The sequence below is a fragment of the Micromonospora noduli genome (assembly GCF_003264475.1).
Classification (GTDB): domain Bacteria; phylum Actinomycetota; class Actinomycetes; order Mycobacteriales; family Micromonosporaceae; genus Micromonospora; species Micromonospora noduli.
On the sequence record NZ_PYAC01000042.1, the window covers coordinates 321875 to 345380 of the forward strand.

Sequence of the window (23506 nt, forward strand, 5' to 3'; positions counted from 1 at the left end):
AGGGTGGGTACGTGGCTCGCAGCGTGTATCTGACCAGCGTCGGTTCGGGTGGAGGCAAGTCGACGATCGCCCTCGGGCTCGCCGAGTTGCTGTCCCGCCAGGTCGGACGGATCGGCGTGTTCCGGCCGTTGGTGGTCGACACCGGCCAGGACCCGATCCTCGCCCTGCTGAGCGAGCGTTACCGGGTCGAGGTGCCGCTGTCCGAACTGGCCGGGGCGAGCTACGCCGAGGCTTCGGCGCTGGTCGCCGACGGCCGACGGGAGCAGCTCATCTCCGCCATCGTCGAGCGCTACCGGGCGGTGGAGCGGCAGTGCCCGGCGGTGGTCGTGGTGGGCAGTGACTTCGACGAGCCGGGCGACCCGGCCCACCCCCGGGAACTGGCCTTCAACGCCCGGCTGGCCACCGAGTTCGGCAGCGTGGTGGTGCCGGTGGTGGACGGCTTCGGGCAGGAGCCGGCGGCGGTCGCGTCGGCGATGCGGGGGGCGTACCACGATCTGGCCGACCTCGGCGCGACGGTGCTCGCGGTGATCGCCAACCGGGTGACCGAGCCGATGACGCTGCCCGACCTGCCGGTCCCCGCGTACGCCATCCCGGAGGTGCCGAGCGTGTCCGCGCCGACGGTGGCCGAGGTGGCGGCGGCGCTCGGTGCCACCCTGCTGGCCGGGGACGACGCCGCGCTCGGTCGCGACGTGCTGGACTTCGTGGTCGGCGCGGCGCACGTGCCGACCCTGCTGGGCCACCTCACCGAGGGCGCCCTGGTGATCACCCCTGGGGACCGGGCCGACCTGCTCGTCGCCGCGAGCGCCGCGCACGTGGCCGGGCAGGTGTCGGTGGCCGGGCTGGTGCTCACCCTCGGCGAACAGCCCGACCCCAGGGTGATGCGGCTGGTGGAGGGCCTCAACACCGGGTTGGCGGTGCTCTCCGTGCGTCTCGACAGCTACGACACGGTGGCCGCGTCCAGTCGCATCGAGGGCCGGCCCAGCGCGTCCAATCCCCGCAAGGTGGAGGCCGCGCTCGGCGCGTTCGAGCGCTGTGTGGACACCGACGACCTGGCCCGTCGGCTGCGGGTCAGCCGGTCGGCGCGGGTCACCCCACTGATGTTCGAGAACGAGCTGATCGACCGTGCCCGCTCGAAGCCCCGGCCCCTGGTGTTGCCGGAGGGCACCGACGAGCGGATCCTGCGCGCGGCGGAGATCCTGCTACGGCGTGGAGTGGCCGAGCTGACGGTGCTCGGCCGGCCGGACGACATCGCCCGGCGCACCCGGGAGCTGGGCATCGACCTCGGCGACATGCGGGTGGTCGACCCGGGCACCAGCGAGTGGCGCGACGACTTCGCCGCCGAGTACGCCCGGCTGCGCGCCCACCGGGGCGTCACCGCCGAGTTGGCGCACGACATCGTTGCGCAGCCCAACTACTTCGGCACCCTGATGGTGGCCACCGGCCGAGCCGACGGCATGGTCTCCGGCGCCACGCACACCACCGCCGCGACCATCCGGCCGGCGTTCGAGATCATCCGTACGCTCCCGGACGTCTCGGTGGCCTCCAGCGTCTTCTTCATGCTGCTCGCCGACCGGGTGCTGGTCTACGGCGACTGCGCGGTCAACCGCGACCCGGACGCGGCCCAGCTCGCCGACATCGCGATCTCGTCGGCCGACACCGCCGCCCGGTTCGGCATCGAACCCCGGGTGGCGATGCTGTCGTACTCGACCGGCAGCTCCGGCGCGGGCGCCGACGTGGAGAAGGTCGCCGCGGCCACCGCGCTGGTCCGGGAGCGCCGGCCCGACCTGCTTGTCGAGGGGCCCATCCAGTACGACGCGGCGATCGACCCGGCGGTGGCGGCCACGAAGCTGCCCGACAGTCCCGTCGCCGGGCACGCCACCGTCTTCATCTTCCCGGACCTGAACACCGGCAACAACACGTACAAGGCGGTGCAGCGCTCCGCCGGGGCGGTCGCCGTCGGCCCGGTCATGCAGGGCCTGCGGCGGCCGGTGAACGACCTGTCGCGGGGCGCCACGGTGCCGGACATCGTCAACACGGTGGCGATCACCGCCATCCAGGCGGCCACCGAGGAGGCGTCGTGAGTCAGGTGCTGGTGCTCAACTGCGGGTCGTCGTCGGTGAAGTGGCGCCGCTACGACGGTGACCGGGCACTCGACCACGGCACCGTCGAGCGGATCGGTGAGCCCGGTGGCGGCCCGGCGGACCACACCGAGGCGGTCCGGCAGATCCTGGACGGGCTCGACCTGACCGGGCTGGCGGCGGTCGGACACCGGGTGGTGCACGGTGGCCGGACGTTCAGCGCACCGGTACTGGTCGACGACGCGGTGCTGGCCGCGATCAAGGATCTGGTGCCGCTCGCCCCACTGCACAACCCGGCCAACCTGGCCGGCATCGAGGTGGCCCGCGCGGCGCTGCCGGACGTCCCGCAGGTCGCCGTCTTCGACACCGCGTTCCACCACACCCTGCCGGAGGCCGCCGCGACGTACGCGATCGACCGGGACACCGCCGAGCGGTACGACATCCGCCGGTACGGCTTTCACGGCACCTCACACGCGTACGTGTCCCGGCGCACCGCGGAGCTGCTGGGCCGCCCGTACGAACAGGTCAACACGATCACCCTGCACCTGGGCAACGGGGCCAGCGCCTGCGCGGTGGCGAACGGTCGCAGCGTCGCCACCTCGATGGGCATGTCCCCGTTGCAGGGGCTGGTGATGGGCACCCGCAGCGGCGACGTGGACCCGACCGTGATCTTCCACCTGCGCCGCGAGGGCGGGCTGTCGGTGGACGACATCGACGACCTGCTCAACCACCGCAGTGGCCTGCTCGGGCTGACCGGGGTCAACGACATGCGCGAGGTGCTCCAACGCCGGGCGGCCGGTGACCGGGCGGCGGCGCTGGCCTTCGACGTGTACTGCCGGCGGATCACCGAGTACGTCGGGGCGTACTACGCGCTGCTCGGCCGGGTCGACGCGATCACCTTCACCGCCGGGGTCGGCGAGCACGCCGCGCCGGTGCGGGCCGCCGCGTTGGCCGGGCTGGGCCGGCTCGGCATCGCCGTGGACGAAGCCCGCAACAACGGCGAGGGCGACCGGCTGATCTCCCCCGATGGCGCCGAGGTGAGCGTCTGCGTCATCCGCACCGACGAGGAGCGGGAAATCGCCAGGCAGACCCGGGACGTGGTCGGGGCGGCCTGACGCCACTGAGGCGCGCACCCCCGGGAGGCCCGAGGGTGCGCGCGAGTCGGTGAAGCCCGTTCAGTACGGCCGCAGCCAGGCGACCTGATCGGTGCGGCGCCAGCCAGGCGACTCGGTCAGCCGGTCGCCAGCCAGGCGACGAGTGCCACCAGCACCACGACGACCACCGCCGCACCGATGATGAGCGGCAGACGGGACGGGGCCTCCGTCGGCGCCGCAGTCTCCGGCGTCTGGTTGAAGGCGCGGAACGCCTCGGTGTTGCCGCTGGGGTCCGTGTAGTTCTCAGGCATGCCGGTGACCCTAGCGAAGCTGGTGACGCGGCACCGTCCCCGGCCGGCGGCGTCCCAGGGGTGGACCCGGCCGGCGGAGGTGACCCGACCGGGTGGCGGATGCACCCGAGCCGGACGGCGGGGCCGCTACGCCCGCCCGGGCACCTACCGTGGAACGATGGGGGCGGGCCGGCTGATGGCCGTACTGGTGACAGCGCTGCTTGCCGGTTGTGCGCCGGCCACGGCCACGGCCGGCGGGGCCACCGGGCCGGTGTCGGCGCGTCGGGCGCCCGAGGGGTCGTACGCCGTCGGCGTGCGTACGCTCACCCTCGATCCGCGCTCGGCGCGCCCCCTGCCGGTGACGATCTGGTACCCGGCGTCGACCGATCAGGTGGCGGCCGGACGGTTCCCGGTGGTGATCTACAGCCACGGGCTGGGCAGCCTGCCCGAGCTGCACGCCGGCCTGACCACCCGCTGGGCGGGGGCCGGTTTCGTGGTGGCCGCACCGGCGTACCCGCACACCCGGCAGGGCGCCGCGAACTTCACCCGGGCCGACGTACGCCACCAGCCGGCCGACGCCTGGCGACTGATCCGGTTTCTGGGCGGCCTCGACCGGAGCCCTGTCGATCCCCTCGCCGGGCACCTCGACCTGACCTCGGTCGCCGCCGCCGGCCACTCGGCGGGCGGCTTCACCACCTCCGGCATGTTCAGCGAGGGCCACCCGGCCCGGCTACGCGCCGGCATCGTGATCGCCGGCGGTGGGCTGCCGGGCAGCTTCGCCGGACCGGCCGCGCCGGTGCTCTTCGTGCACGGCACGGCCGACCCGGTGGTGCCGGTGACGGTCGGCCGGGCCGCGTACGCGCGCACCCCCGGGCCGGCCGCGTTCCTCAGCCTGCTCGGCCAGGACCACGGCGCGTACCTCACACCGGGCCATCCGGGCTTCGCCCCGGTCCTCGCCACCACCACCGACTTCCTGCGCTGGACCCTCTACGGCGACCGGGCCGCCGGTGCCCGCCTCCCCGCCGACGCCCACTCCCCCACAGTGACCCGTTACGAGTCCCGCCCGGCCCACTGACCCGGCCGACACCGGTACGGTCTTGCGGTGGACGAGCTTGCGCGCCGGCAGTTGGCGAGCATCGCCGAGGTGCTCGCGGTGGCAGGGGCGGTCGGCATCCCGGTGTGGTTGCGCGGCGGCTGGGCGATGGACTTCCAGCTCGGTACGGTGACCCGCCCGCACCTGGACGTCGACTGGTACTGCTGGCGCGACGACGCGGACCGGCTGGCCGACCTGCTGCTGGCCCGGGGCTGGCTTCCCGACCCGCGAATGCCGGTGGAGTCGCAGCTCGACCTGTTCGCCGCCGACGTGGAGGTCAGCTTCGCGTACCTGGGTCGCGACGCCGCCGGCCGACCGACGGTCGGTGCCGGATCCTGGGCCGGCACCCCGCTGCCGGCCGGGATGCTGGACGCCCCACCCGGCCGGATCGGCCCGCTCACCGCGCCGACCATATCGGTGGCGGCCCAGATCGAGTTCAAGCAGATGTACCCGGTCTGGATGCCGGAACGTCCCCGCCGCCCGAAGGACGCCGACGACCTGGCCCGGCTGCGCGCCGGTCCTGCTCAAGCAGATCCTCGTAGAGCCCGACCTTGAAGGTGATCAGATCCAGGCTCTGGGTGAGCCTGTCGATCTGGGAGGTGACGCGACCGTGGTGCTCGCGCAGGAGCGCGAGCCGTTCCTCCTCGTTACCGGTGCCTTCCCGGACGAGGTCGGTGTACCGGCGGAGCGCGGGCAGGGGCATGCCGGAGGCGCGGAGGATGATGCAGACGGTCAGCCAGTCCACGTCGTCCTGGGTGTAGCTGCGACGCCCGCCCGGCCCCCGGCGTACGGGACTGACGAAGAGGCCCTCCTGCTCGTAGAAGCGGAGGGTGTGCACGCTCAAGCCGGTGCGTTCGGCGATCTGCCCGATGCTCAGACTCGCGGTGACCTCAGCCATGCCGAGCAGGGTAACGAGGGGTTGACCTAGAGCCGACTCAAGCTCCTAGGGTGCGTGCCAGCTGATCATTACTGAATCACCCAAGGGAGCATCGGCATGCGCTATCGCACGCTCGGCGGCACCGGCATCGAGGTCAGCACCCACTGCCTCGGGACCATGATGTTCGGTGCCGTCGGCAACCCCGACCACGACGACTGCGTCCGCATCATCCACACCGCCCTCGACCAGGGCATCAACGTCGTCGACACCGCCGACATGTACGGCCGGGGTGAGTCCGAGGAGATCGTGGGCAAGGCGCTGCGGGGGCGCCGGGACGACGTCGTGCTGGCCACCAAGGTGCACTTTCCGATGGGCGAGGGGCCCAATCAGGGTGGCAACTCGCGGCGGTGGATCCTCAAGGCCGTCGAGGGCAGCCTGCGACGGTTGAACACCGACTGGATCGACCTCTACCAGATCCACCGTCCCGACCCCTCGACCGACATCGAGGAGACCCTCTCGGTGCTCACCGACCTGGTCCGCGACGGAAAGATCCGCGCCTTCGGCTGCTCGACCTTCCCGGCCGAGGAGATCGTCGAGGCGCACCAGGTGTCCGAGCGTCGTGGCCTCGGACGCCTGCGCACCGAGCAGCCGCCGTACTCGATCCTGGCCCGCGGCGTCGAGGCGTCGACCCTCCCGGTCTGCCAGCGCTACGGCATGGGGGTGCTGGTCTGGAGCCCGCTCGCCTTCGGGTTCCTCAGCGGCAAGTACCGCAGGGACCAGCCCATCGACCTGTCGACCGGGCGGGCCGTGCTCCGGCCGGCGCAGTTCGACCCCACGATCGCCGAGAACGCCGCCAAGCTCGACATCGTGGAACAGCTCGTCGACCTCGCGGCGAGCATCGGCTGCACGCTTCCGCAGCTCGCCATCGCCTTCACCGTGGCCCATCCGGCCGTCAGCTCGGCAATCATCGGACCGCGAACCATGCCGCAACTGGAGGACCTACTCAAGGGCGCCACGCTCACCCTGGACGACGCGACCCTCGACCGGATCGACGAGATCGTTCCGCCCGGAACGAACCGGTACAACCCCAACGCCGCCTTTCCTCTGCGCGCGCTGACCGACACCGCACGACGGCGACGCCCGCTCGCCGAACGTGCTGCGGCCTGATACCGGCCGCCGGGCAGCGCTAGGTGAGTCGACGGGCACACCGCGTTGAAGTCCACCGGGCACGTCAGCGGGGCAGGGCACAATTGGATTCATGCCACGTCGCGTCACCCCCGCCCTGCTGGCCAGCGCCGTGCTCATGGCCGGTCTGGTCGGCTGCTCGGCGGACGCCAGGAAGACCGAGGGCCAGCAGGCGCCCGTCGAACCACCACCCGCAGCCACACCGACACCGCAGGTGCCCGCGGGCAAGGCCCCGCAGCGCGCCTTCGCGGTCGGCGTACGCCAGCTCAAGCTGAACCGGGACGGCCGCGCGCTGCCGACGACGCTCTGGTACCCGGCGGCCGGGCAGTCCGGCGGCGCGGCCAAGCGGTCGGCGACCGCGGCGGAGGGCCGGTTTCCGGTGGTGATGTTCAGTCACGGCCTGGGTGGGCGGCCGGACGACTACGCCACGCTGCTGACCCGCTGGGCGGCGGCGGGTTTCGTGGTGGCCGCGCCGACGTTCCCGCACACCTCGCGGGGCGCTGACAACAACGTCCTCGACGTGCTCAACCAGCCCGCCGATGTGTCGTACGCGTTGGACCAGGTGCTGGCGTTGAACGGCAAGGCCGACGACGCGTTGCGCGGCCGGTTGGACAGCGAGCGGGTGGCTGCGGCTGGGCACTCGGCGGGCGGGGTGACCACCATCGGCCTGTTCACCGCGAGCCGCGACGAGCGACTGGACGCGGGTGTGGTGTTCGCGGGCACGGCGCTCGGCGTGGGCACCGCGTTCGCCGGCGCTGCCGCACCGCAACTGTTCGTGCACGGCGAGTTGGACGAGGTGGTCGAGTACGCGGCGGGCAGGGCCGCGTACGACAAGGTGCCCTGGCCGAAGGCGATGCTGAGCCTGCCCAAGGGCGACCACGGGCGGGCGCTGCTCAGCGACGGCGCGACGCTGCGGGTCGTCTCGGACACGTCTGTCGAGTTCCTGCGCTGGTCGCTCTACGGCGACGCGGACGCCAGGAAGCGCATCCCCACCGACGCGACGCGCGGCGACATCGCCACCTTCGACGACCACCTCTGAGGCCCGCCCGCGCCGTGCGCCTTAGCCGCTCCGGCCGCCACAAGATCGTGCAGTAACCAGGAAATAGTGGCCTCCCACGACGCGGAGGCCACTATTTCCATGATGTTGCGCGATCTTGCGGCGGGGCCAGGCCGCGCCAGGTCAGACAAGGCCGGGCGGCGGCGATGCGGTGCGCGTCAGGCGGTGTGGTCGATGACGACCTTGCCGAAGGCGTCGCCGGAGTGCAGTCGGGCGAAGGCGTCCTCGACCCGGCTGAACGGGATGACGCTGTCCACCACCGGGCGCACCTCGTTGTCGGAGCAGAACGCCAGCAGCTCGTACAGCTCGCCGGGCGTGCCCATCGAGGTGCCCAGGATCTCCAGCTGCATGGCGAAGACCCGGCGCAGGTTGACCGACGGCTCGTGCCCGGCGGTCGCGCCGGAGACCACGATCCGGGCCATCGGCGCGGCCGACTTCAGCGAGTGGTCGAAGGTGGCCGCGCCGACCGTCTCGATCACCACGTCCACCCGCTCCGGCAGCCGGGCACCGGGCTCCACGGCGATGGCGCCGAGGGCCGAGATCCGGTCCCGCTTTACGGCGTCGCGGCTGGTCGCGTACACCCGCTTGCCCATCGCGACGGCGAGCGCGACGGCCGCGGTGGCCACGCCACCGCCCGCGCCCTGGACCAGCACGCTGTCGGCGTCCGCGACGCGGCCCTTGGTGGTCAACATCCGCCACGCGGTCAGCCAGGCCGTGGGCAGGCACGCCGCGTCGGTCGCCGCCATGCCATCGGGCAGCGGGATCAGATTCGAGCGGGGTACGGCCACCCGCTCGGCGAGCGTCCCGGCGAAGTGCTCGGAGAGGATGGACACCCCGCGCGGGTCACCCGGCGTGACGACCACCGGGTACACGACCACCGGGCGTCCCTCCGGGTCCAGCCCGACCGCGTCGCAGCCGAGGATCATCGGCAGCTGGGCCTCGGTGAGACCCACCCCGCGCAGCGACCAGAGGTCGTGGTGGTTGAGCGAGGTGGCCCGCAACTGCACGGTCACCCAGTCGTCGGCCGGAGGGGTCGGCTCGGGCCGCTCACCGACGGTGAGCGCGGCGAGCGGATCGGCATCGTCGAAACGGGAGGCAAAGGCAGCACGCATGATCGGCACGGTAACAAGCTGAGGGCTCGTTAAGAAGCTGTGCGCGCAGGCCGGCGGCGCATGCTGCGCCGGAGCGCCCCCGGCCCACGCGTGCGCACAGGCCGGCGGCGCAGAGCGCCCCCGGTCATGTGCGCTTACCGGCGGGCGACGCCGTCGCGGCGGGCGGCTTCGGCGACCGCCTCGGCCACGGCCGGCGCGACGCGCGGGTCGAGCGGGGACGGAACGATCGCGTCGGCGGTCAGGGAATCGGCCACCACGCCGGCGATGGCGTCCGCGGCGGCGACCTTCATCGCCTCGGTGATCCGCGTGGCACCGGCATCGAGCGCACCGCGGAACACACCGGGGAAGGCCAGCACGTTGTTGATCTGGTTGGGGTAGTCGCTGCGCCCGGTGGCGACCACCGCGACGTGCCGGGCGGCCACCTCGGGGTGCACCTCGGGGGTCGGGTTCGCCAGCGCGAACACGATCCCGCCGGGCGCCATCCCGGCCACCGCCGCTTCGGGGATCTGCCCGCCGGAGACCCCGACCAGCACGTCCGCGCCGCGCAACGCCTCGGTGATGTCGCCTTGGCGGCCGTCGGCGTTGGTGCTCGCCGCCAGCTCAGCCTTGGTGCCGGTGAGCTCGGTGCGGTGCCGGCCGATGATCCCCTTGGAGTCACAGACCACCACCTGGTCGGGGTTGACGCCCCCGGCGATCAGCATCTTCGTCACGGCCACGCCGGCCGCGCCCGCGCCGCTCACCGCCACCCGCAGATCACCGAGCTTGCGGTCGAGCAACGTCGCGGCGTTGCGCAGCGCGGCGAGCACCACGATGGCGGTGCCGTGCTGGTCGTCGTGGAAGACCGGGATGTCCAGCGCCTCGTCGAGCCGACGCTCGATCTCGAAGCAGCGCGGCGCGCTGATGTCCTCCAGGTTGATCCCACCGAACGAGGGCGCCAGCGCCCGCACCACCGCGACGATCTCGTCCACGTCCTGGGTGTCCAGGCACACCGGCACCGCGTCCACCCCGGCGAACTGCTTGAACAGCACCGCCTTGCCCTCCATCACCGGCAGCGCGGCCCGGGGACCGATGTTGCCCAGCCCGAGCACCGCCGAGCCGTCGGTGACCACCGCGACCGTGTGCGACACCCAGGTGTAGTCGTCCACCAGGGCGGGGTCGGCGGCGATCGCCTCACACACCCGGGCCACCCCCGGGGTGTACGCCAGGGAGAGGTCCTCCCGGCTGGTGAGCGGCACGGTCGAGGTGACGGCCATCTTGCCGCCCCGGTGCAGCAGGAAGACGGGATCAGCGGGGTCCACGGTGGACGAAGGCATGGTGGTGACTCCAGGATCTGTCGAGCAGATGTGAGGCGGCCGGCCCCGCCGCGAGGTGGGCGGCGAGCGGTGGCACGCGGTGCGGGGGGTCACCCGGGCACTTTCCGAGCATAGTGTCGACACCACCCCTCGGATGTGAGCAGGGTCATAACTGACGACGGGGTACCCGCCCGGGGCGCGGCCAGTAGCGGGCCACCACGCGTCCTCGTACGTCGGCCACCCCGTACGCCCGGGAGTCGTCGGTGATCAGGTCGTTGTCGCCGCGCAGCCACCAGCCGCCGTCCTGCGGCCGGACCGCACGCTTCACCACCAGCAGATCGGGGCGGGTCCGGAAGACCGCGACCACCACGTCGCCGGCTCGGATCGGGCGGCCACCGGGACGAACCAGTACCGCGTCACCGTGCCGCAGGGTCGGGGCCATGGACGGCCCGGTCACCAGAACGGCGGTCAGCGGCCTCCGCAGCCGGGGCACCTCAGCCGGGTGATCGGCGGCCACTGGTTTCACCTCCACCCGGTTCGGGGAGCATTCCCAGGAGTAATGTCGCCTTTGATCATCGCAAACTTCCCATGGAGGATCCCGATGCGACTTCCGCGCATCCTTGCGCCCCGCGTCACCGCGAGCGCTCACTGCGACCTGCCGTGCGGTGTCTACGACCCGGCTCAGGCCCGGATCGAGGCCGAATCGGTCAAAATGATCTGCGAGAAGTACCAGGCGAACACCGACCCGGAGTTCCGCACCCGCGCCATCATCATCAAGGAGCAGCGCGCCGAGCTGGTCAAGCACCACCTCTGGGTGCTGTGGACCGACTACTTCAAGCCGCCGCACTTCGAGAAGTACCCGAACCTGCACAGCCTGTTCAACGAGGCCACCAAGCTCGCCGGCGCCGGTGGCGTCAAGGGCAGCCTCGACCCGGCCACCGCCGACAAGCTGCTCGCGAAGATCGACGAGATCTCGAAGATCTTCTGGGAGACCAAGAAGGCGTGACCTCCCCGGTCATCCCGACGATCCGGCCGGCACGTCCCGAGGACGTGCCGGCCGTCGTCGCCATGGTGCACGAGTTGGCCGAGTACGAGCGTGCCGCGGAGCAGTGCCACCTCACCGCCGAGCAACTGACCTCGGCGCTGTTCACGACTGCTCCGGCGCTCTTCGGTCACGTCGCGGTGGACGAGCGCGACGAGCCGGTCGGCTTCGCGTTGTGGTTCCTCAACTTCTCCACCTGGGCCGGCGTGCACGGCATACACCTGGAGGACCTCTATGTCCGGCCGGCCGCCCGGGGCACCGGAGCCGGTCGACTTCTGCTCGCCGCGCTGGCCGACATCTGCGTACGGCGCGGCTACCAGCGGCTGGAGTGGTCGATGATCGACTGGAATCCGGCCGCCGGTTTCTACGCCTCGATCGGCGCCGAGCAGATGAGCGAGTGGGTTCCCTACCGACTCAGCGGCGCCGCGCTCCGCGAGCTGGCCGGGCACGCCACCACCGCCGGCACGCGTATGGACGGCTGACCGGGTAGAGTCCCCGACCGGGGGGATGAGGCGTGACTCAACTGACTGGCCAGCCAGCAATCGACGACGACGTGGTGCACCTCACGGTGCCCGCCGACGGCGGTTACCTCGGCGTGCTCCGCACCGCCACCGCCGGTCTCGCGGCCCGGTTGCAGTTCGCGCTCGACGAGATCGAGGATCTGCGGATCGCTGTCGACGAGGCGTGCGCCATGCTGCTCGCCATCGCCACCCGCGACGCCGAGTTGGAGTGCCGCTTCGCGGTCACCGAGGACGCGCTGACAGTCGAGGTGACAGTGCCGACCGTGCGCGGTGCCACCCTGCCCGCCGAGTCGTCCTTCGCCTGGAAGGTGCTCACCGCGCTGACCACCTCGGCGTCCGCCACCTCCGCCGACGATCGGGCCACGATCGCGCTGCTCACCCGCCGCTCCGGCGGCTACTGACCGGTCCGACGCACCGGCGCGGTCACTCGAAGCCGAGGGCGCGGGTCGTCGGAGGGCAGATCAGCAGCCAGGCCACGCCCAGGCCGAGCGCCATCAGCGGCACGCCCAGCCAGCCCAGGCCAGCCTGGATCATGAACCACCCGATCGGCAGCAGCATCAGCTGAAGCACGATCGCGGGAGCTCGTGCGCCCGCCTGACGGCGCAGCAGCGCGCGACCCAGGGCCCAGAGCACGACGGCCGCCCCGATGGCGAACGCGGTCACCAGCAACGCCGCCAGCAGGTCGGTACGGGTGGCCGTGAGGTCGGCCCAGACCAACCAGACGGCGATCAGCCCGACGACGGCCGCCTCCGCCCACAGCAGCCGGACCGCCCAGCGGAGCGTGACGGGGATCGGGTCCGAGTCGATGGTCACGCGCGCCACGATACCCGGGCTGCCGGAAGGTACAGTGCCGCCCATGCGGGCCGTCCTGGTGGTCAATCCGAAGGCCACCACCACCAGCGAACGCAGCCGGGACGTGCTCGTCCGGGCGCTGCGCAGCGAAGTCGATCTCAGCGTGCGCTACACCCGTCGGCGTGGGCACGCCGTGGCGCTGGCCCGGGAGGCAGCCGCTGAGGGCGTCGACCTGGTCGTCACCCTGGGTGGCGATGGCACCGTGAACGAGGTGGTGAACGGCCTGATGACGGCCGAACCGCCGACTCGCGCCGGCGACGCGCCGATGGCCGAGCGACTGCCCGCGCTGGCGACCGTTCCCGGTGGCTCGACAAACGTGTTCGCCCGTGCGGTGGGCCTGCCCCGGGAGTGGCCGGAGGCGACCAGCATGATCCTGGAAGGACTGCGGCTGGGCCGGAGCCGGACGGTGGGGCTGGGCCTCGCCGACGACCGCTACTTCACCTTCTGCGCCGGCTTCGGCCTGGATGCCGCGGTGATCCACCGGGTGGAGCAGGCCCGGCGGAAGGGGCGGGTCTCCACACCGTCGCTCTATCTGCGTTCGATCATGAATCAGTACTTCTTCGCCTCGGACCGGCGGCACCCGGCGATCGTGCTGGAGCGTCCGGGGGAGCCTGCGGAGGCCGAGCTGGCCACCGTCATCATCCAGAACACGGCCCCCTGGACGTACCTGGGCGACCGGGAGGTCAACCCGAACCCGGCGGCGTCGTTCGATCTCGGGCTGGATGTGCTGGCGTTGCGTCAGCTCCGGGTGGCTAGCACAACACGGACAGTGACGCAGTTCCTGTCCCGGCAACCGGATCCACGCGGTCGGCAGGTGTTACGACTCCATGACACGGCGGAGTTCACGCTGGTCTCCAGCCGTCCACAGGCGTTCCAGCTGGACGGGGACTATCTCGGCGAGCGGGAGAAAGTCAGATTCACCTCCGTTCCGGCCGCACTGAGAGTAATCTGCTAGGTCTCGGGTACTGCCCTTGGTCGACACGGTGGCCACAACCGATCGACCTGGTCGCCGCCACACCGAGGGGCAGGTGCCGGAAATGTCAGCAATGTCACGCGGACTGTACTATATTGATCCTCGGCTGTGGCACGGCGGGTAACCAGGAAAGCACTGGAACCCGGACAAAGGGGTTGTGGGCTTGCTCACCGACCGGAGTTTTTCCGAGCGTCACCCTTGACATCGCGACTGTTCGTGAAAGTATTCACAAGCGAACTTGAGTTACCGGGACATTGCCTGGATATGCTCGTCAGGTTGAGCTGTTCCAGCAGGTCCCCGGCGCTGAACGCCTGCTCACGCACTGCCGAATGGACGGACGCTAACTGTCACCATCGGCACTGCGGATGCATATAGGAAAAGCACGACCAAGCAATTGTTCGCCACCCATCCAGAATGAGGAGTGTTGCCGCCATGGACTGGCGTCACCATAGTGTCTGCCGCGACGAAGACCCGGAGCTGTTCTTCCCGATCGGGACGTCTGGACCGGCTCTGCTGCAGGTCGAGCAGGCCAAGGCCGTCTGCAGGCGCTGCTCCGTGACCGACCAGTGCCTTCAGTGGGCACTCGAGTCTGGTCAGGACGCCGGCGTCTGGGGCGGAATGAGCGAGGAGGAGCGGCGCGCCGTCAAGCGGCGTGGCGGTCTCCGGGTGCTGCGCGCTCACTCCGCCTGATCCCCAACACACAGCTGTACGCCCCGGTGGGTTCGCCCACCGGGGCGTTCTGCTGTCCGGCACCGGATCACACAGTGCCAGCACGGGTTATCAGCCCGTAGACGCCAGCACGGGCCGGTCGTCGACCCGACGCAGCACCAGCTCGACCAACTCCGGTGCGTCGGTCAGCGGCGCGGCGACCGCCACCGCACCCGCCGCCCCGGCCGCCTCGGTCACCGCGTCGTGGAACAGCCCCGGCGCCAGGAAGTACGCGGCCACCGCGACCCGGCGCGCGCCGGACGCCCGCAGCCGGGACACCGCCACACCGGTCGCCGGTGGAGCCGCCGAGGCGTACGCCACCCGGCAGGGCACCCCGAACTCCACGCCGAGCGCGTCGGCGACCCGGCCCACCGATCGTCGCGCCCGCGCGTCCCGGGTGCCCGCCGCGGCCAGCACCAACGCGTCGAAGCGGCCCGGACGCGTCTCACCCAGCCGCCGGCACAACCCGGCCAGCAGCGCAGGATCGGGCGTGTCGTCCGCCGGGCCGAGCACATCGGTCACCCGTACCGACAGCGGTGGCCCGGACCGCGCCGCTGCGGCGACCGCCGCCGGGATGTCCACCCGATGGTGGTAGGCGGCGGTCAGCAGCAGCGGCACCAGCACCGCCCGGCGATGGCCGGCCACGGCCAGGTCGCGCAGCACCTGGGTCGGCCCCGGCTCGGTGTGGTCCAGCCAACTCGCCCACACCGGTGTGCCCGGCCGGGCCGCCGACACCGCCCGAGCCAGCGCCCGGGTGGCATCGGCCGCCCGCGGGTCACGGCTGCCGTGCGCGACCAGCACCACCGGGGCCGCCCCGCCAGCGGCACCGGAGCCGGTCAGGGTCGCCGCCGGGGAGGTCAGACGTGCAGCCCGCACTCGGTCTTCTCGAACATGGCCCACCGGCCGGCCCGCGCGTCCTCGCCGGCCTTGGTACGGCGGGTGCACGGCCAGCAGCCGATCGACCCGTAACCCTGCTTGAACAGCTCGTTGACCGGCACGTTGAAACGGGCGATGTAGGAGTCCACATCCTTCTGCGACCAGGCCGCGATCGGGTTGACCTTGACCTTGCCCCGACGCGCGTCGAAGGTCACCACCGGTGTGTTGGCCCGGCTCGGCGACTCGTCCCGACGCAGGCCGGCAGCCCAGGCGTCGTACCCGGTCAGAGCCCGTTCCAGCGGCTCCACCTTGCGCAACTGGCAGCAGTCGTCCGGCGACTTGTTGAACAGCCGGGGCCCGTACTGGCCGTCCTGCTGGCCGACGGTGAGCCGGGGCCGGATCGACCTGACGTTCACCGGCAGCGTCCGGGCGACCTCGTCGCGTACCCGCAGCGTCTCGGGGAAGTGCAGGCCGGTGTCGAGGAAGACCACGTCCACCCCGGGGGCCACCCGGGAGACCAGGTGCGCCAGCACGGCGTCGGCCATCGAGCTGGTCACGCAGAACCGCTCACCGAAGGTCTGCGCCGCCCAGCGGGCGATCTCCAGTGCCGGGGCGCCCTCCAGGTCCCGAGCGGCCTGCTCGGCCAGGGCCCGCAGCTCCTCCGGGTCGCGCCGGGCCGGGTCGGCCGGCGTCGAGCCGCCCGGGCCCACCAGTCGCAGGCTCGCGGCCGAGACGAGACTCATGAGGTCACCGCCCGACTCAGCAACCCGGTGAACTTCACCGAGAAGACCCGGGTGCAGGCGTGGCACTCCCAGGCGCCGTGACCCGCCTCGTGCGGCCGCAGGTCCTCCTCGCCGCAGTACGGGCAGTACAGAGGTGCCGCTCGGTTCTCGCTGCTCACCGCAGTTCCTCCTCGTCGACTCTGATCACCCAGTTGGCGAACGTCTCGCCCTCGCTCCGACCGGCCAGGTAGCGACGGGCCAGCCGTTCCACGTACTCCGGAAGTTCGTCGGCGGTGGTCTTCAGGCCGCGAAGCTTGCGGCCGAAACCGGCGGTCTGCCCCTGGGCCATGCCCAGCCCGCCGCCCAGGTGCACCTGGAAACCCTCGACCTGCCGGCCGTCCGGGCCGACCACCAGTTGACCCTTGAGCCCGATGTCGGCCACCTGGGTGCGTGCGCACGCGTTCGGGCAGCCGTTGATGTGGATCGAAATGTCCGCGTCGAAGTCGCGCAGCCGCTGCTCCAACCGGGCCACCAACTCCTCGCCGCGGGCCTTCGTCTCGACGATGGCGAGCTTGCAGTACTCGATGCCGGTGCACGCCATCGTGCCGCGCCGCCAGGCCGACGGCCGGGCCTCCAGACCGATCCCGCGCAGCGCGTCGATCAGTGACTCCGTCCGCTCCGACGGCACGTCGAGCACCAGCAGCTTCTGGTACGGGGTGAGCCGCACCCGATCGCTGCCGTGCGCCTCGACCACGTCGGCCAGCTGGCTGAGCTGCGCGCCGGAGACCCGCCCCACCACGGGAGCGGCGCCCACGTAGTGCCGCCCGTCGGACTGCTCGTGCACGCCCACGTGGTCGACCGGCTTCGACGGCAGGACCGGCGGCGGGCCGTCGAGCAGCGTACGACCGAGGTAGTCCTTCTCCAGGACCTCGCGGAAGCGCTCCACGCCCCAGTCGGCCACCAGGAACTTCAACCGGGCCCGGTTGCGCAGTCGGCGGTAGCCGTAGTCGCGGAAGATCCCGACCACCCCGGCCCACACGTCCGGCACCTCGGCCAGCGGCACCCAGACGCCGAGCCGCTTGGCGAGCATCGGGTTCGTGGAGAGGCCCCCACCGACCCAGACGTCGAAGCCGGGCCCGTGCTCCGGGTGGTCGACACCGAGGAAGGCGATGTCGTTCGACTCGTACGGGGTGTCCACCAGCCAGGAGATCGACGTCTTGAACTTGCGGGGCAGGTTGGAGAACTGCTTGTCGCCGACGTACCGGGAGACGATCTCGTCGATCGCCGGAGTCGGGTCGAGCAGCTCGTCGCGGGCCACCCCGGCGACCGGGCTGCCCAGCACGATCCGCGGGCAGTCGCCGCACGCCTCGGTGGTCTGCAAACCGACCGACTCCAGCCGACGCCAGATCTCCGGCATGTCCTCGACCCGGATCCAGTGGTACTGGATGTTCTGCCGGTCGGTGATGTCGGCGGTGTCCCGCGCGAACTCCCGGGAGATGTCCGCGATCACGCGCAGCTGGGCAAGGCTGAGCTGCCCGCCGTCGATGCGGACCCGGAGCATGAAGAACTCGTCCTCCAGCTCGTGCGGCTCCAGCACGGCGGTACGCCCGCCGTCGATGCCCGCCTTGCGCTGGGTGTAGAGGCCCCACCAGCGGAACCGGCCCCGCAGGTCCTGCGGGTCGATCGAGGCGAAGCCGCGGTGCGCGTAAATGGTCTCGATGCGGGCCCGGACGTTGAGCGGGTCGTCGTCCTTCTTGATCCGCTCGTTGGGGTTGAGCGGCTCGCGGTGGCCGAGCGCCCACTGACCCTCACCCCGTGGCCGGCGCGGCGCTCGGGTCGGGCGAGCCGTCGGGTCCTCGGAACGGGCCGGGATGCTGCTGACCGCCATCGCGGCGTCCTCCGTTGTCTGCTGTGCCTCGGGATACGCGGGGCGCGGCGGCCGGCCCGGCGAAGCGGGCGGGACAACGGTGTCTTCAGACAGCCGGCGCGGAGCGCGCCCGAGACAGAATGGTCGGGCGTCGTCAGTAGGCCGGACAGATCGCGCTGCGCACGCGGCCGTAATCGACGTGGCGACGTGCCACGAAGCGGCGGACGACTGCGGCGGTCATGGGCCCATGCTGCCACACCCCAAGGGGGCCGGCCAATGTCCGCGTGCTGGATCCCACATCACGGGCCGCGGCTCAGCCGACCAGCTGGTCACCAAGGACAGTTCGGGCATAACGCACCACCCGCCCCTGTCGTACGCCGACGATCAGGCCGTTGTCCCGCAGCGTGGTGAGGTGGTGCGACGCCGTCGCCGGCGCGAGACCCAGCATCGCGGCCAGCTCCCCGGTGCTCAGCGGCGAGTCGAGCAGGGAGAGCGCCGCCGCCCGGGTACCGCCGAGCAGGGCGCCGAGCGCCGCGCTGGGCGCCGGCGAATCCCACAGCCCGCCCAGCCCGGTCGGTGGATAGCAGAGGGCGGGCCCGGCGTCGCCCTCCATGATCGCGTGCACCGTCGGCCCGGAGAAAGCGGTGGGCAGCAGCGTCCACGGGCGTCCGTCCAGGGCGGCCGGCACTGTAGTGCCGACGGCGACCCGCAGCGCCGCGCCGTCCCACCGGATCAACGGGTGCACCTCGCGAAGCAGGGTCCGCCCGCCCTGCTCTGCGGCGAGCAGCGTCCGCCGCCGGATGTCGGCCAGCGCGAGCGCCCGCAGCCGGGGCCAGTCCGGTGCGATCAGCACTGTGAAGTACCTGTGGAGTTGCGTGACCAACTCGTCCGGGGACAGCCGGGGTGCGCCGGCCCGCTCCAGTTGCCGGCGCATCCGGGACGGATCGGTGCCGGCGACCGCCCGCAGCTCAGCGGCCAGGTTCGGTGCCACTCCGATCGGGGTGAGGAAATCCGGCACGTAACCGTTGGACGACCTGAGCACCGCCAACAGCGGTTCCAGGCCGGCATCCGGCAGCAACCGCTCCGCACGCTCCCGCCATGGCCGGTGCATCCAGTACTTCGCCGGCTTGCGTAACGCCCAGGAGCTGGCCACCAACTCGGCCAGGGGCGAGTGCACGAACCTGACCCGGCTCAGGTCGTCGGGCGAGAACCGGACCTCGATCACCCACCGATTCGACCACGTTCGAACGGTTCGGCGACAGCGCCGGGCGGCCCGACGATTCTCGCCATGGAGTACAGGCAACTGGGCCGGTCGGGCCTGCGCGTCAGCGCGGTCGCGTACGGCAACTGGGTCACCCACGGCAACCAGCTCGACGACGACGCCGCGGCCGCGTGCGTGACCGCTGCCCTGGACGCGGGCATCACCACGTTCGACACCGCCGACCGGTACGCCCAGGGGCGGGCCGAGCAGGCGTTGGGCAAGGCGCTGAGGGGCGTCCGGCGCAGCTCGATCGAGCTGTGCACGAAGGTGTGCCTGCCGGTCGGGCCGGGGGCCAACGACGCCGGGCTGTCCCGCAAGCACATCATCGAGGGCTGTCACGCCTCGCTGAGCCGGCTGGGCACCGACTACCTCGACCTCTATCAGGCGCACCGGTACGACGACACCGTGCCGCTGGCGGAGACGATGCTCGCCTTCGCCGACCTGGTCCGCCAGGGCAAGGTGCTCTACGTCGGCGCCTCCGAGTGGACCGCCCCGCAGCTGCGCGCGGGCCTCCGGCTCGCCGCCGAGCTGCACATCCCGTTCATCGCCAACCAGCCGCAGTACTCCATGCTGTGGCGGGTGGTGGAGGCCGAGGTGTCGCCCGCCTGCGCCGACCTCGGCCTGGGCCAGCTCGCCTGGTCGCCGCTCGCGATGGGCGTGCTGACCGGTCGGTACGAACCTGGCCGACGCCCGCCCGCCGGCTCCCGGGCCACCGACGGTTTCGGTGGCTCGTTCATCGCCCGCTACTCGTCGGATCTGCTGCTCTCCCGGGTACGCCAGCTCCGGCCGATCGCCCAGGCCGCCGGCTGCACGATGGCCCAGTTGGCGGTGGCGTGGGTGCTGCGCCGGCCGACCGTGGCGGGCGCGATCGTCGGCGCGTCACGGCCCGAACAGCTCGCCGAGACGGCCAAGGCGGCCACGGTACGGCTCGACGACGAGCTGATGGCCGAAATCGACGCCGTTCTCGACGAACTCGTGGAGCGTGATCCGGCGAAGACCGCCCGGCCGAACGACGTGATGCCCGCCTGGCGCCCGCCACCTGCCGCCGGCTGACGCCCACGGAGGGGGTGGCCGTGGCAGGCTCGGACCGTGGGGCAATTGTCCGAGAGGTCGGCCGGAGCGGCGTGGGAGCACCTGCGCCGCCTGCCGGTCTGGCTCCCCCCGGCGCTGTTGACAGTGGCGGTGACAGTGACCGGGCTGGGATCCGCCCAGCTCTGGCGCGACGAGCTGGCGACGTGGAGCGCGGCCACCCGGTCGCCCGGCGACCTGGCCCGACTGGCCGGCACCATCGACGCCGCCACCGGGCCGTACTACCTGCTGATGCACCTCTGGACGAGGGTCTTCGGCGACTCCACGATCGCCCTGCGCGTACCGGCAGTGTTGGCGATGACAGTGGCCGCCGGGTTGCTCGCCGTGCTCGGCGCGCGGCTCGTCGACCGGCGCGGCGGCCTCTTCGCCGGGCTGCTGTTCGCGGTGCTCCCCGGCACCTCCCGTTACGGGCAGGAGGCTCGCCCGTACGCGCTGGCCACCATGCTCGCCGTGCTCGCCACAGTGCTGCTGGTGACCGCGCTGCGTCGACCGAGCTGGGCACGTTGGGCCGGTTACGCCGCTGCCGTCGCCGCTCTCGGGCTCATTCACCTGATCGCGCTCACAGTGCTCGCCGCCCACGCGCTGGTCGTTCTCATCGCCTGGTGGCGGGGCCCGGCCCCGGCCGGCATCGCCACCCCGTACCAGCCCGACGCCGGGCGGGACCGGCGGGTGTGGCGGTGGCTGGTCGCCGTGGTGCCGGTCGCGCTGCTGACCGGCCCGCTGCTGGTCAAGGCCCGGGCCCAGCAGTCCCGGCAGTTGAACTGGGTCCACCTGGCCCGGCTGGACGACCTCACCGCCTTGCCCGGCGGCGTCACCCAGAGCAGTGTGGTCGGTGGACTGCTGGTCGGGGTCGCCGCGCTGGGCGCGGCCCGACTCGGGCGACGCGCACTGCTGCCGGTCGGCGCGGTGCTGCTGCCCGTACTGCTGCTCTTCGCCGCCGGCACTGTCGTACCGCTGTGGGTGCCCCGGTACCTGGTCTTCGTGGTGCCCTTCGCGTGCCTGCTGGCGGGCGCGGCGCTGGCCGCCGTGGCCGCTCCCGCCGCGCTCGTCGTGGTGGTCCTGGCCGGGCTGCTCGGCCTACCCGACCAGGCCGCGCTGCGACGGACCCACGAGTGGCCACGCAGCGCGCCGGTGGACTACGCGGGGGCGGCCCGGGTGATCGCCGACGGTCAACGCCCGGGGGACGCGGTGGTCTACTCGCCCCGGCACAGCTGGCTCTTCCTCGATCTCGGCATCGAGTACCACCTCAGCGACCCGCCACGCGACGTGCTGGTCACCGAGGACGAGGTCCGCCGCGGCGATCTGTGGGCCGCCGAGTGCTCACAGCCAGCACAGTGCCTGGCCGGTACGACACGGGTGTGGCTCGTCGTCTCCGGCCGGCCCACCGAGCCGCTGGCCGCCGTGCCCGGCGCCAAGGGCGACGCGCTGCGCAGGGACTTCATCGTCACCCAGGTCTGGCAGCGCCCCGGCCTCACCGTCGCCCTGCTGACCAGCCGCCCGGACCGTTGACCCGTTGACACAGCCCCGGGTTGCCGCCTCGGGCCCGTCGCTGCTCGGGCCATTCCCACTCGGCCCGTCATTCCCTCGGGCCCATCACCGCCTGGGGCGGCCGCGGCCGATCACCCGGTCTGGCGGCGCAGCCCGGCCGGCGGTCCGCCGGAAACCCCGGCCGGTCGCCCCGCCAGCCGTCAAACCGCCACCACTTCAGTAGCCGATATACCTGTGGGTCATAAATATGACCCACAGGTATATCGCTCACAACGGCAAGACCGCTCGGGCCCGACACGCCGCCACGTCGGGCCCGCGAACGCGTCGCGCGCTGCCAGCGCTCTGGCTACGGCTAGGCGCGCCTCCGCCGGGCCGGCCGCCGGTCCGCAGCACGCGGAAGGAGGCGGGCGGCGCGGCGGTCAGGCCTGCGAGCGGCCGTCGTGGGTGCTGCGGGCCAGCGGGACCACCAGCATGGCCTCGGTGCCACCGTTGGCGCCGGCGCGCAGTTCGATGGTGCCGCGCAGCTCCCCGGTGATCAGGGCTCGGACGATCTGGAGGCCGAGCCGGCTGCCGCGTTCGGCGTCGAAGTCCGGGGGAAGGCCGCGCCCGTTGTCGGTCACCGAGACGTGCAGCATCTTGCGGAACCGGTGCGCGGAGACCACCACCTCGGGCCGCAGCGACGGGTCCACCTCGGGAGCGGCGACCGGCACCATGCCGGAGGCGGCGGCCACCGGCGCCTCGTCCGCCTCGTCGGCCGGCGGGAAGCCGTGCTCGACGGCGTTGAGCAGCAACTCGTTGAGGACCATCACCAGCGAGGTGGCGATCTCCGCCGGCAGTACACCGAAGCTGCCCCGCCGGCGCATGCCGACGCTCACCTCGGTCGCCGCGACCTCGGTCGCCGCGCTGGCCACCCGGTCGACGATCCCGTCGAACTCCACCGCCTCGTCGCTGGACATCGAGAGCGTCTCGTGCACCAGGGCGATCGAGGCGACCCGACGGACCGATTCCTCAAGCGCGACCCGGGCCTCCGGCATCGCCACCCGGCGGGCCTGCAACCGCAGCAGCGCTGCCACCGTCTGGAGATTGTTCTTCACCCGGTGGTGGATCTCCCGGATGGTGGCGTCCTTGGTGATCAGTGCCCGGTCCCGGCGGCGGACCTCGGTGATGTCCCGGACCAGCACCAACGCTCCGATCGGCACCCCGGCCGGCATCAGCGGCAGCGCCCGGGTGAGCATCGTGGCACCTCGTGCGTCGATCTCCCGGCGGGGTGGCGCCTCACCGCGCAGCGCGGCCAGGATGCCGTTCGAGGCCTCGGTGCCGTCCAGCGGGTCACCGGCCAAACGGCGGTGCAACGCGGCCAGGTCCTCCCCCACCAGGTGCGAGGCGTAGCCCAGTCGGCGGTACGCGGACTGCGCGTTCGGGCTGGCATAGGTGACCTTGCCGCCGGCGTCGAGCCGGACCAGGCCGTCGCCGACCCGGGGTGCCGAGGTGGTCTCGCCCGGATGCCTCGGCGGCGGGAAGGTGCCGTCCGCGATCATCTGCGCCAGGTCGTCGGCCGTGGTGAGGTAGTTGAGCTCCAGCTGGCTGGGCGTACGCGCGGTGGAGAGGTTGGTGTCCCGCCCCACCACGGCGATCACCTCGCCGGCCTCCCCCTCGGCGGTACGCAGCCGAACCGGGATCGCCTCGTGCCGGGCAGGCACGTCGCCGTACCAGACCGGGTCGCCCTCGCGCCAGATACGGCCCTGGGAGTACGCCACCCCCAGGTGGGCCACCTCCGGCCCGCCGACGATCCGACCCACCTGGTCGTCCTGGTAGGCGGTCGGTGCGGTGGTCGGGCGCACCTGGGCGACGCAGAGGAACGTGCCGTCGGCGTCGACCGGCACCCAGAGCAGCAGGTCAGCGAAGGACAGGTCGGAGAGCAGTTGCCAGTCGCCGGCAATCCGGTGCAGGTGGTCGATGTCGGCCGGACGGAGATGGGTGTGCTCCTCGGCGAGGTCGCGCAGCGTGGACACGGTGACCAGGGTGCCAC

At 72.1% G+C, this 23506-nt stretch carries 25 protein-coding genes; 13 read left to right on the forward strand and 12 right to left on the reverse strand.

Annotation, left to right across the window (positions count from 1 at the left end; genetic code table 11):
* The first annotated feature begins 11 nt into the window (after positions 1-11).
* Both pta and MED15_RS30455 read left to right on the forward strand, forming a co-directional pair.
* Positions 12-2081, forward strand: a complete 2070-nt coding sequence (gene pta / locus MED15_RS30450; protein WP_112737581.1) for a phosphate acetyltransferase — start codon at positions 12-14, stop codon at positions 2079-2081.
* Positions 2078-3193, forward strand: a complete 1116-nt coding sequence (locus MED15_RS30455; RefSeq protein ID WP_112737583.1) for an acetate/propionate family kinase — start codon at positions 2078-2080, stop codon at positions 3191-3193. Before pta ends, MED15_RS30455 begins: the two co-directional genes overlap by 4 nt.
* A gap of 116 nt (positions 3194-3309) precedes the next feature.
* On the opposite strand, the gene MED15_RS33685 is transcribed toward MED15_RS30455, so the two are convergent.
* Positions 3310-3483, reverse strand: coding sequence for a hypothetical protein (locus tag MED15_RS33685; RefSeq protein WP_167362491.1), 174 nt, complete (start codon positions 3481-3483; stop codon positions 3310-3312).
* Positions 3484-3640: 157 nt separating this feature from the next.
* Here MED15_RS33685 and MED15_RS30465 point away from each other — a divergent pair, with 157 nt between their 5' ends.
* Together MED15_RS30465 and MED15_RS30470 are read left to right on the forward strand one after the other, a co-directional pair.
* Positions 3641-4537, forward strand: a complete 897-nt coding sequence (locus tag MED15_RS30465) for an alpha/beta hydrolase family protein (RefSeq protein ID WP_112733687.1) — start codon at positions 3641-3643, stop codon at positions 4535-4537.
* Positions 4538-4564: 27 nt separating this feature from the next.
* Complete coding sequence (locus MED15_RS30470) at positions 4565-5110, forward strand: nucleotidyltransferase domain-containing protein (protein WP_146766761.1); 546 nt, start codon at positions 4565-4567, stop codon at positions 5108-5110.
* Here MED15_RS30470 and MED15_RS30475 read toward each other — a convergent pair.
* The gene (locus MED15_RS30475) at positions 4992-5453 is read right to left on the reverse strand and encodes a MerR family transcriptional regulator (protein WP_112583656.1); all 462 of its coding nucleotides are present in this window, start codon (positions 5451-5453) and stop codon (positions 4992-4994) included. The genes MED15_RS30470 and MED15_RS30475 overlap by 119 nt on opposite strands.
* Positions 5454-5549: 96 nt before the next feature.
* On the opposite strand from MED15_RS30475, the gene MED15_RS30480 reads away from it, so the two are divergent.
* Both MED15_RS30480 and MED15_RS30485 read left to right on the forward strand, forming a co-directional pair.
* Positions 5550-6599 carry an aldo/keto reductase gene (locus tag MED15_RS30480; protein ID WP_112600969.1) on the forward strand — a complete coding sequence of 350 codons (1050 nt, stop codon included), beginning with the start codon at positions 5550-5552 and terminating at the stop codon, positions 6597-6599.
* A 91-nt stretch (positions 6600-6690) separates the two neighbouring features.
* Positions 6691-7656: an alpha/beta hydrolase family protein gene (locus MED15_RS30485; RefSeq protein WP_112600968.1), complete on the forward strand. Its 966-nt coding sequence runs from the start codon at positions 6691-6693 to the stop codon at positions 7654-7656.
* Between the two features lie 176 nt (positions 7657-7832).
* On the opposite strand, the gene MED15_RS30490 is transcribed toward MED15_RS30485, so the two are convergent.
* The 3 genes from MED15_RS30490 to MED15_RS30500 all read right to left on the reverse strand — a co-directional run bounded on the left by MED15_RS30490 (position 7833) and on the right by MED15_RS30500 (position 10595).
* Positions 7833-8795, reverse strand: coding sequence for a zinc-binding dehydrogenase (locus tag MED15_RS30490; RefSeq protein ID WP_112583659.1), 963 nt, complete (start codon positions 8793-8795; stop codon positions 7833-7835).
* Positions 8796-8920: 125 nt separating this feature from the next.
* On the reverse strand, positions 8921-10099 hold the full coding sequence (locus MED15_RS30495) for an NAD(P)-dependent malic enzyme (RefSeq protein WP_112698557.1): 1179 nt from the start codon (positions 10097-10099) through the stop codon (positions 8921-8923).
* Between the two features lie 145 nt (positions 10100-10244).
* Positions 10245-10595, reverse strand: coding sequence for a S24/S26 family peptidase (locus MED15_RS30500; RefSeq protein ID WP_220090464.1), 351 nt, complete (start codon positions 10593-10595; stop codon positions 10245-10247).
* An 84-nt stretch (positions 10596-10679) separates the two neighbouring features.
* Here MED15_RS30500 and sodN point away from each other — a divergent pair, with 84 nt between their 5' ends.
* From sodN to MED15_RS30515, 3 genes are read left to right on the forward strand one after another with little or no spacing between them, the layout of a single operon-like run.
* The gene (sodN, locus tag MED15_RS30505; RefSeq protein ID WP_112583661.1) at positions 10680-11084 is read left to right on the forward strand and encodes a superoxide dismutase, Ni; all 405 of its coding nucleotides are present in this window, start codon (positions 10680-10682) and stop codon (positions 11082-11084) included.
* Positions 11081-11602, forward strand: a complete 522-nt coding sequence (locus tag MED15_RS30510; RefSeq protein WP_112583662.1) for a GNAT family N-acetyltransferase — start codon at positions 11081-11083, stop codon at positions 11600-11602. Before sodN ends, MED15_RS30510 begins: the two co-directional genes overlap by 4 nt.
* Before the next feature lie 32 nt (positions 11603-11634).
* Positions 11635-12042 carry an ATP-binding protein gene (locus MED15_RS30515; RefSeq protein WP_091406059.1) on the forward strand — a complete coding sequence of 136 codons (408 nt, stop codon included), beginning with the start codon at positions 11635-11637 and terminating at the stop codon, positions 12040-12042.
* Between the two features lie 22 nt (positions 12043-12064).
* Here the strand turns inward: MED15_RS30515 and MED15_RS30520 are convergent, their stop codons facing one another.
* On the reverse strand, positions 12065-12454 hold the full coding sequence (locus MED15_RS30520) for a hypothetical protein (protein ID WP_112583663.1): 390 nt from the start codon (positions 12452-12454) through the stop codon (positions 12065-12067).
* A 43-nt stretch (positions 12455-12497) separates the two neighbouring features.
* Here MED15_RS30520 and MED15_RS30525 point away from each other — a divergent pair, with 43 nt between their 5' ends.
* Together MED15_RS30525 and MED15_RS30530 are read left to right on the forward strand one after the other, a co-directional pair.
* Positions 12498-13448 carry a diacylglycerol/lipid kinase family protein gene (locus MED15_RS30525; protein WP_091406065.1) on the forward strand — a complete coding sequence of 317 codons (951 nt, stop codon included), beginning with the start codon at positions 12498-12500 and terminating at the stop codon, positions 13446-13448.
* Between the two features lie 450 nt (positions 13449-13898).
* Entirely contained in the window at positions 13899-14156 is a 258-nt protein-coding gene (locus MED15_RS30530; protein WP_088950012.1) for a WhiB family transcriptional regulator, read from the forward strand.
* Positions 14157-14246: 90 nt separating this feature from the next.
* Here MED15_RS30530 and MED15_RS30535 read toward each other — a convergent pair whose 3' ends face one another.
* The 5 genes from MED15_RS30535 to MED15_RS30550 all read right to left on the reverse strand — a co-directional run bounded on the left by MED15_RS30535 (position 14247) and on the right by MED15_RS30550 (position 18864).
* Positions 14247-15050 (reverse strand): sirohydrochlorin chelatase, encoded by an 804-nt coding sequence (locus MED15_RS30535; protein WP_425271095.1) that lies wholly within the window; start codon positions 15048-15050, stop codon positions 14247-14249.
* Positions 15032-15793: a phosphoadenylyl-sulfate reductase gene (locus tag MED15_RS30540; protein ID WP_112600967.1), complete on the reverse strand. Its 762-nt coding sequence runs from the start codon at positions 15791-15793 to the stop codon at positions 15032-15034. Before MED15_RS30540 ends, MED15_RS30535 begins: the two co-directional genes overlap by 19 nt.
* Positions 15790-15951, reverse strand: a complete 162-nt coding sequence (locus MED15_RS33690) for a hypothetical protein (protein ID WP_165435836.1) — start codon at positions 15949-15951, stop codon at positions 15790-15792. Before MED15_RS33690 ends, MED15_RS30540 begins: the two co-directional genes overlap by 4 nt.
* Complete coding sequence (locus tag MED15_RS30545) at positions 15948-17660, reverse strand: nitrite/sulfite reductase (protein ID WP_112583665.1); 1713 nt, start codon at positions 17658-17660, stop codon at positions 15948-15950. Before MED15_RS30545 ends, MED15_RS33690 begins: the two co-directional genes overlap by 4 nt.
* Positions 17661-17952: 292 nt before the next feature.
* Positions 17953-18864: an ArsR/SmtB family transcription factor gene (locus tag MED15_RS30550; RefSeq protein WP_112737585.1), complete on the reverse strand. Its 912-nt coding sequence runs from the start codon at positions 18862-18864 to the stop codon at positions 17953-17955.
* Positions 18865-18927: 63 nt separating this feature from the next.
* On the opposite strand from MED15_RS30550, the gene MED15_RS30555 reads away from it, so the two are divergent.
* Both MED15_RS30555 and MED15_RS30560 read left to right on the forward strand, forming a co-directional pair.
* Complete coding sequence (locus tag MED15_RS30555; protein ID WP_112725342.1) at positions 18928-19953, forward strand: aldo/keto reductase family protein; 1026 nt, start codon at positions 18928-18930, stop codon at positions 19951-19953.
* A 36-nt stretch (positions 19954-19989) separates the two neighbouring features.
* Entirely contained in the window at positions 19990-21498 is a 1509-nt protein-coding gene (locus tag MED15_RS30560) for a glycosyltransferase family 39 protein (RefSeq protein WP_112737587.1), read from the forward strand.
* Positions 21499-21896: 398 nt separating this feature from the next.
* On the opposite strand, the gene MED15_RS30565 is transcribed toward MED15_RS30560, so the two are convergent.
* Positions 21897-23489 (reverse strand): PAS domain-containing sensor histidine kinase, encoded by a 1593-nt coding sequence (locus MED15_RS30565; protein ID WP_112600963.1) that lies wholly within the window; start codon positions 23487-23489, stop codon positions 21897-21899.
* Positions 23490-23506: the final 17 nt, after the last annotated feature.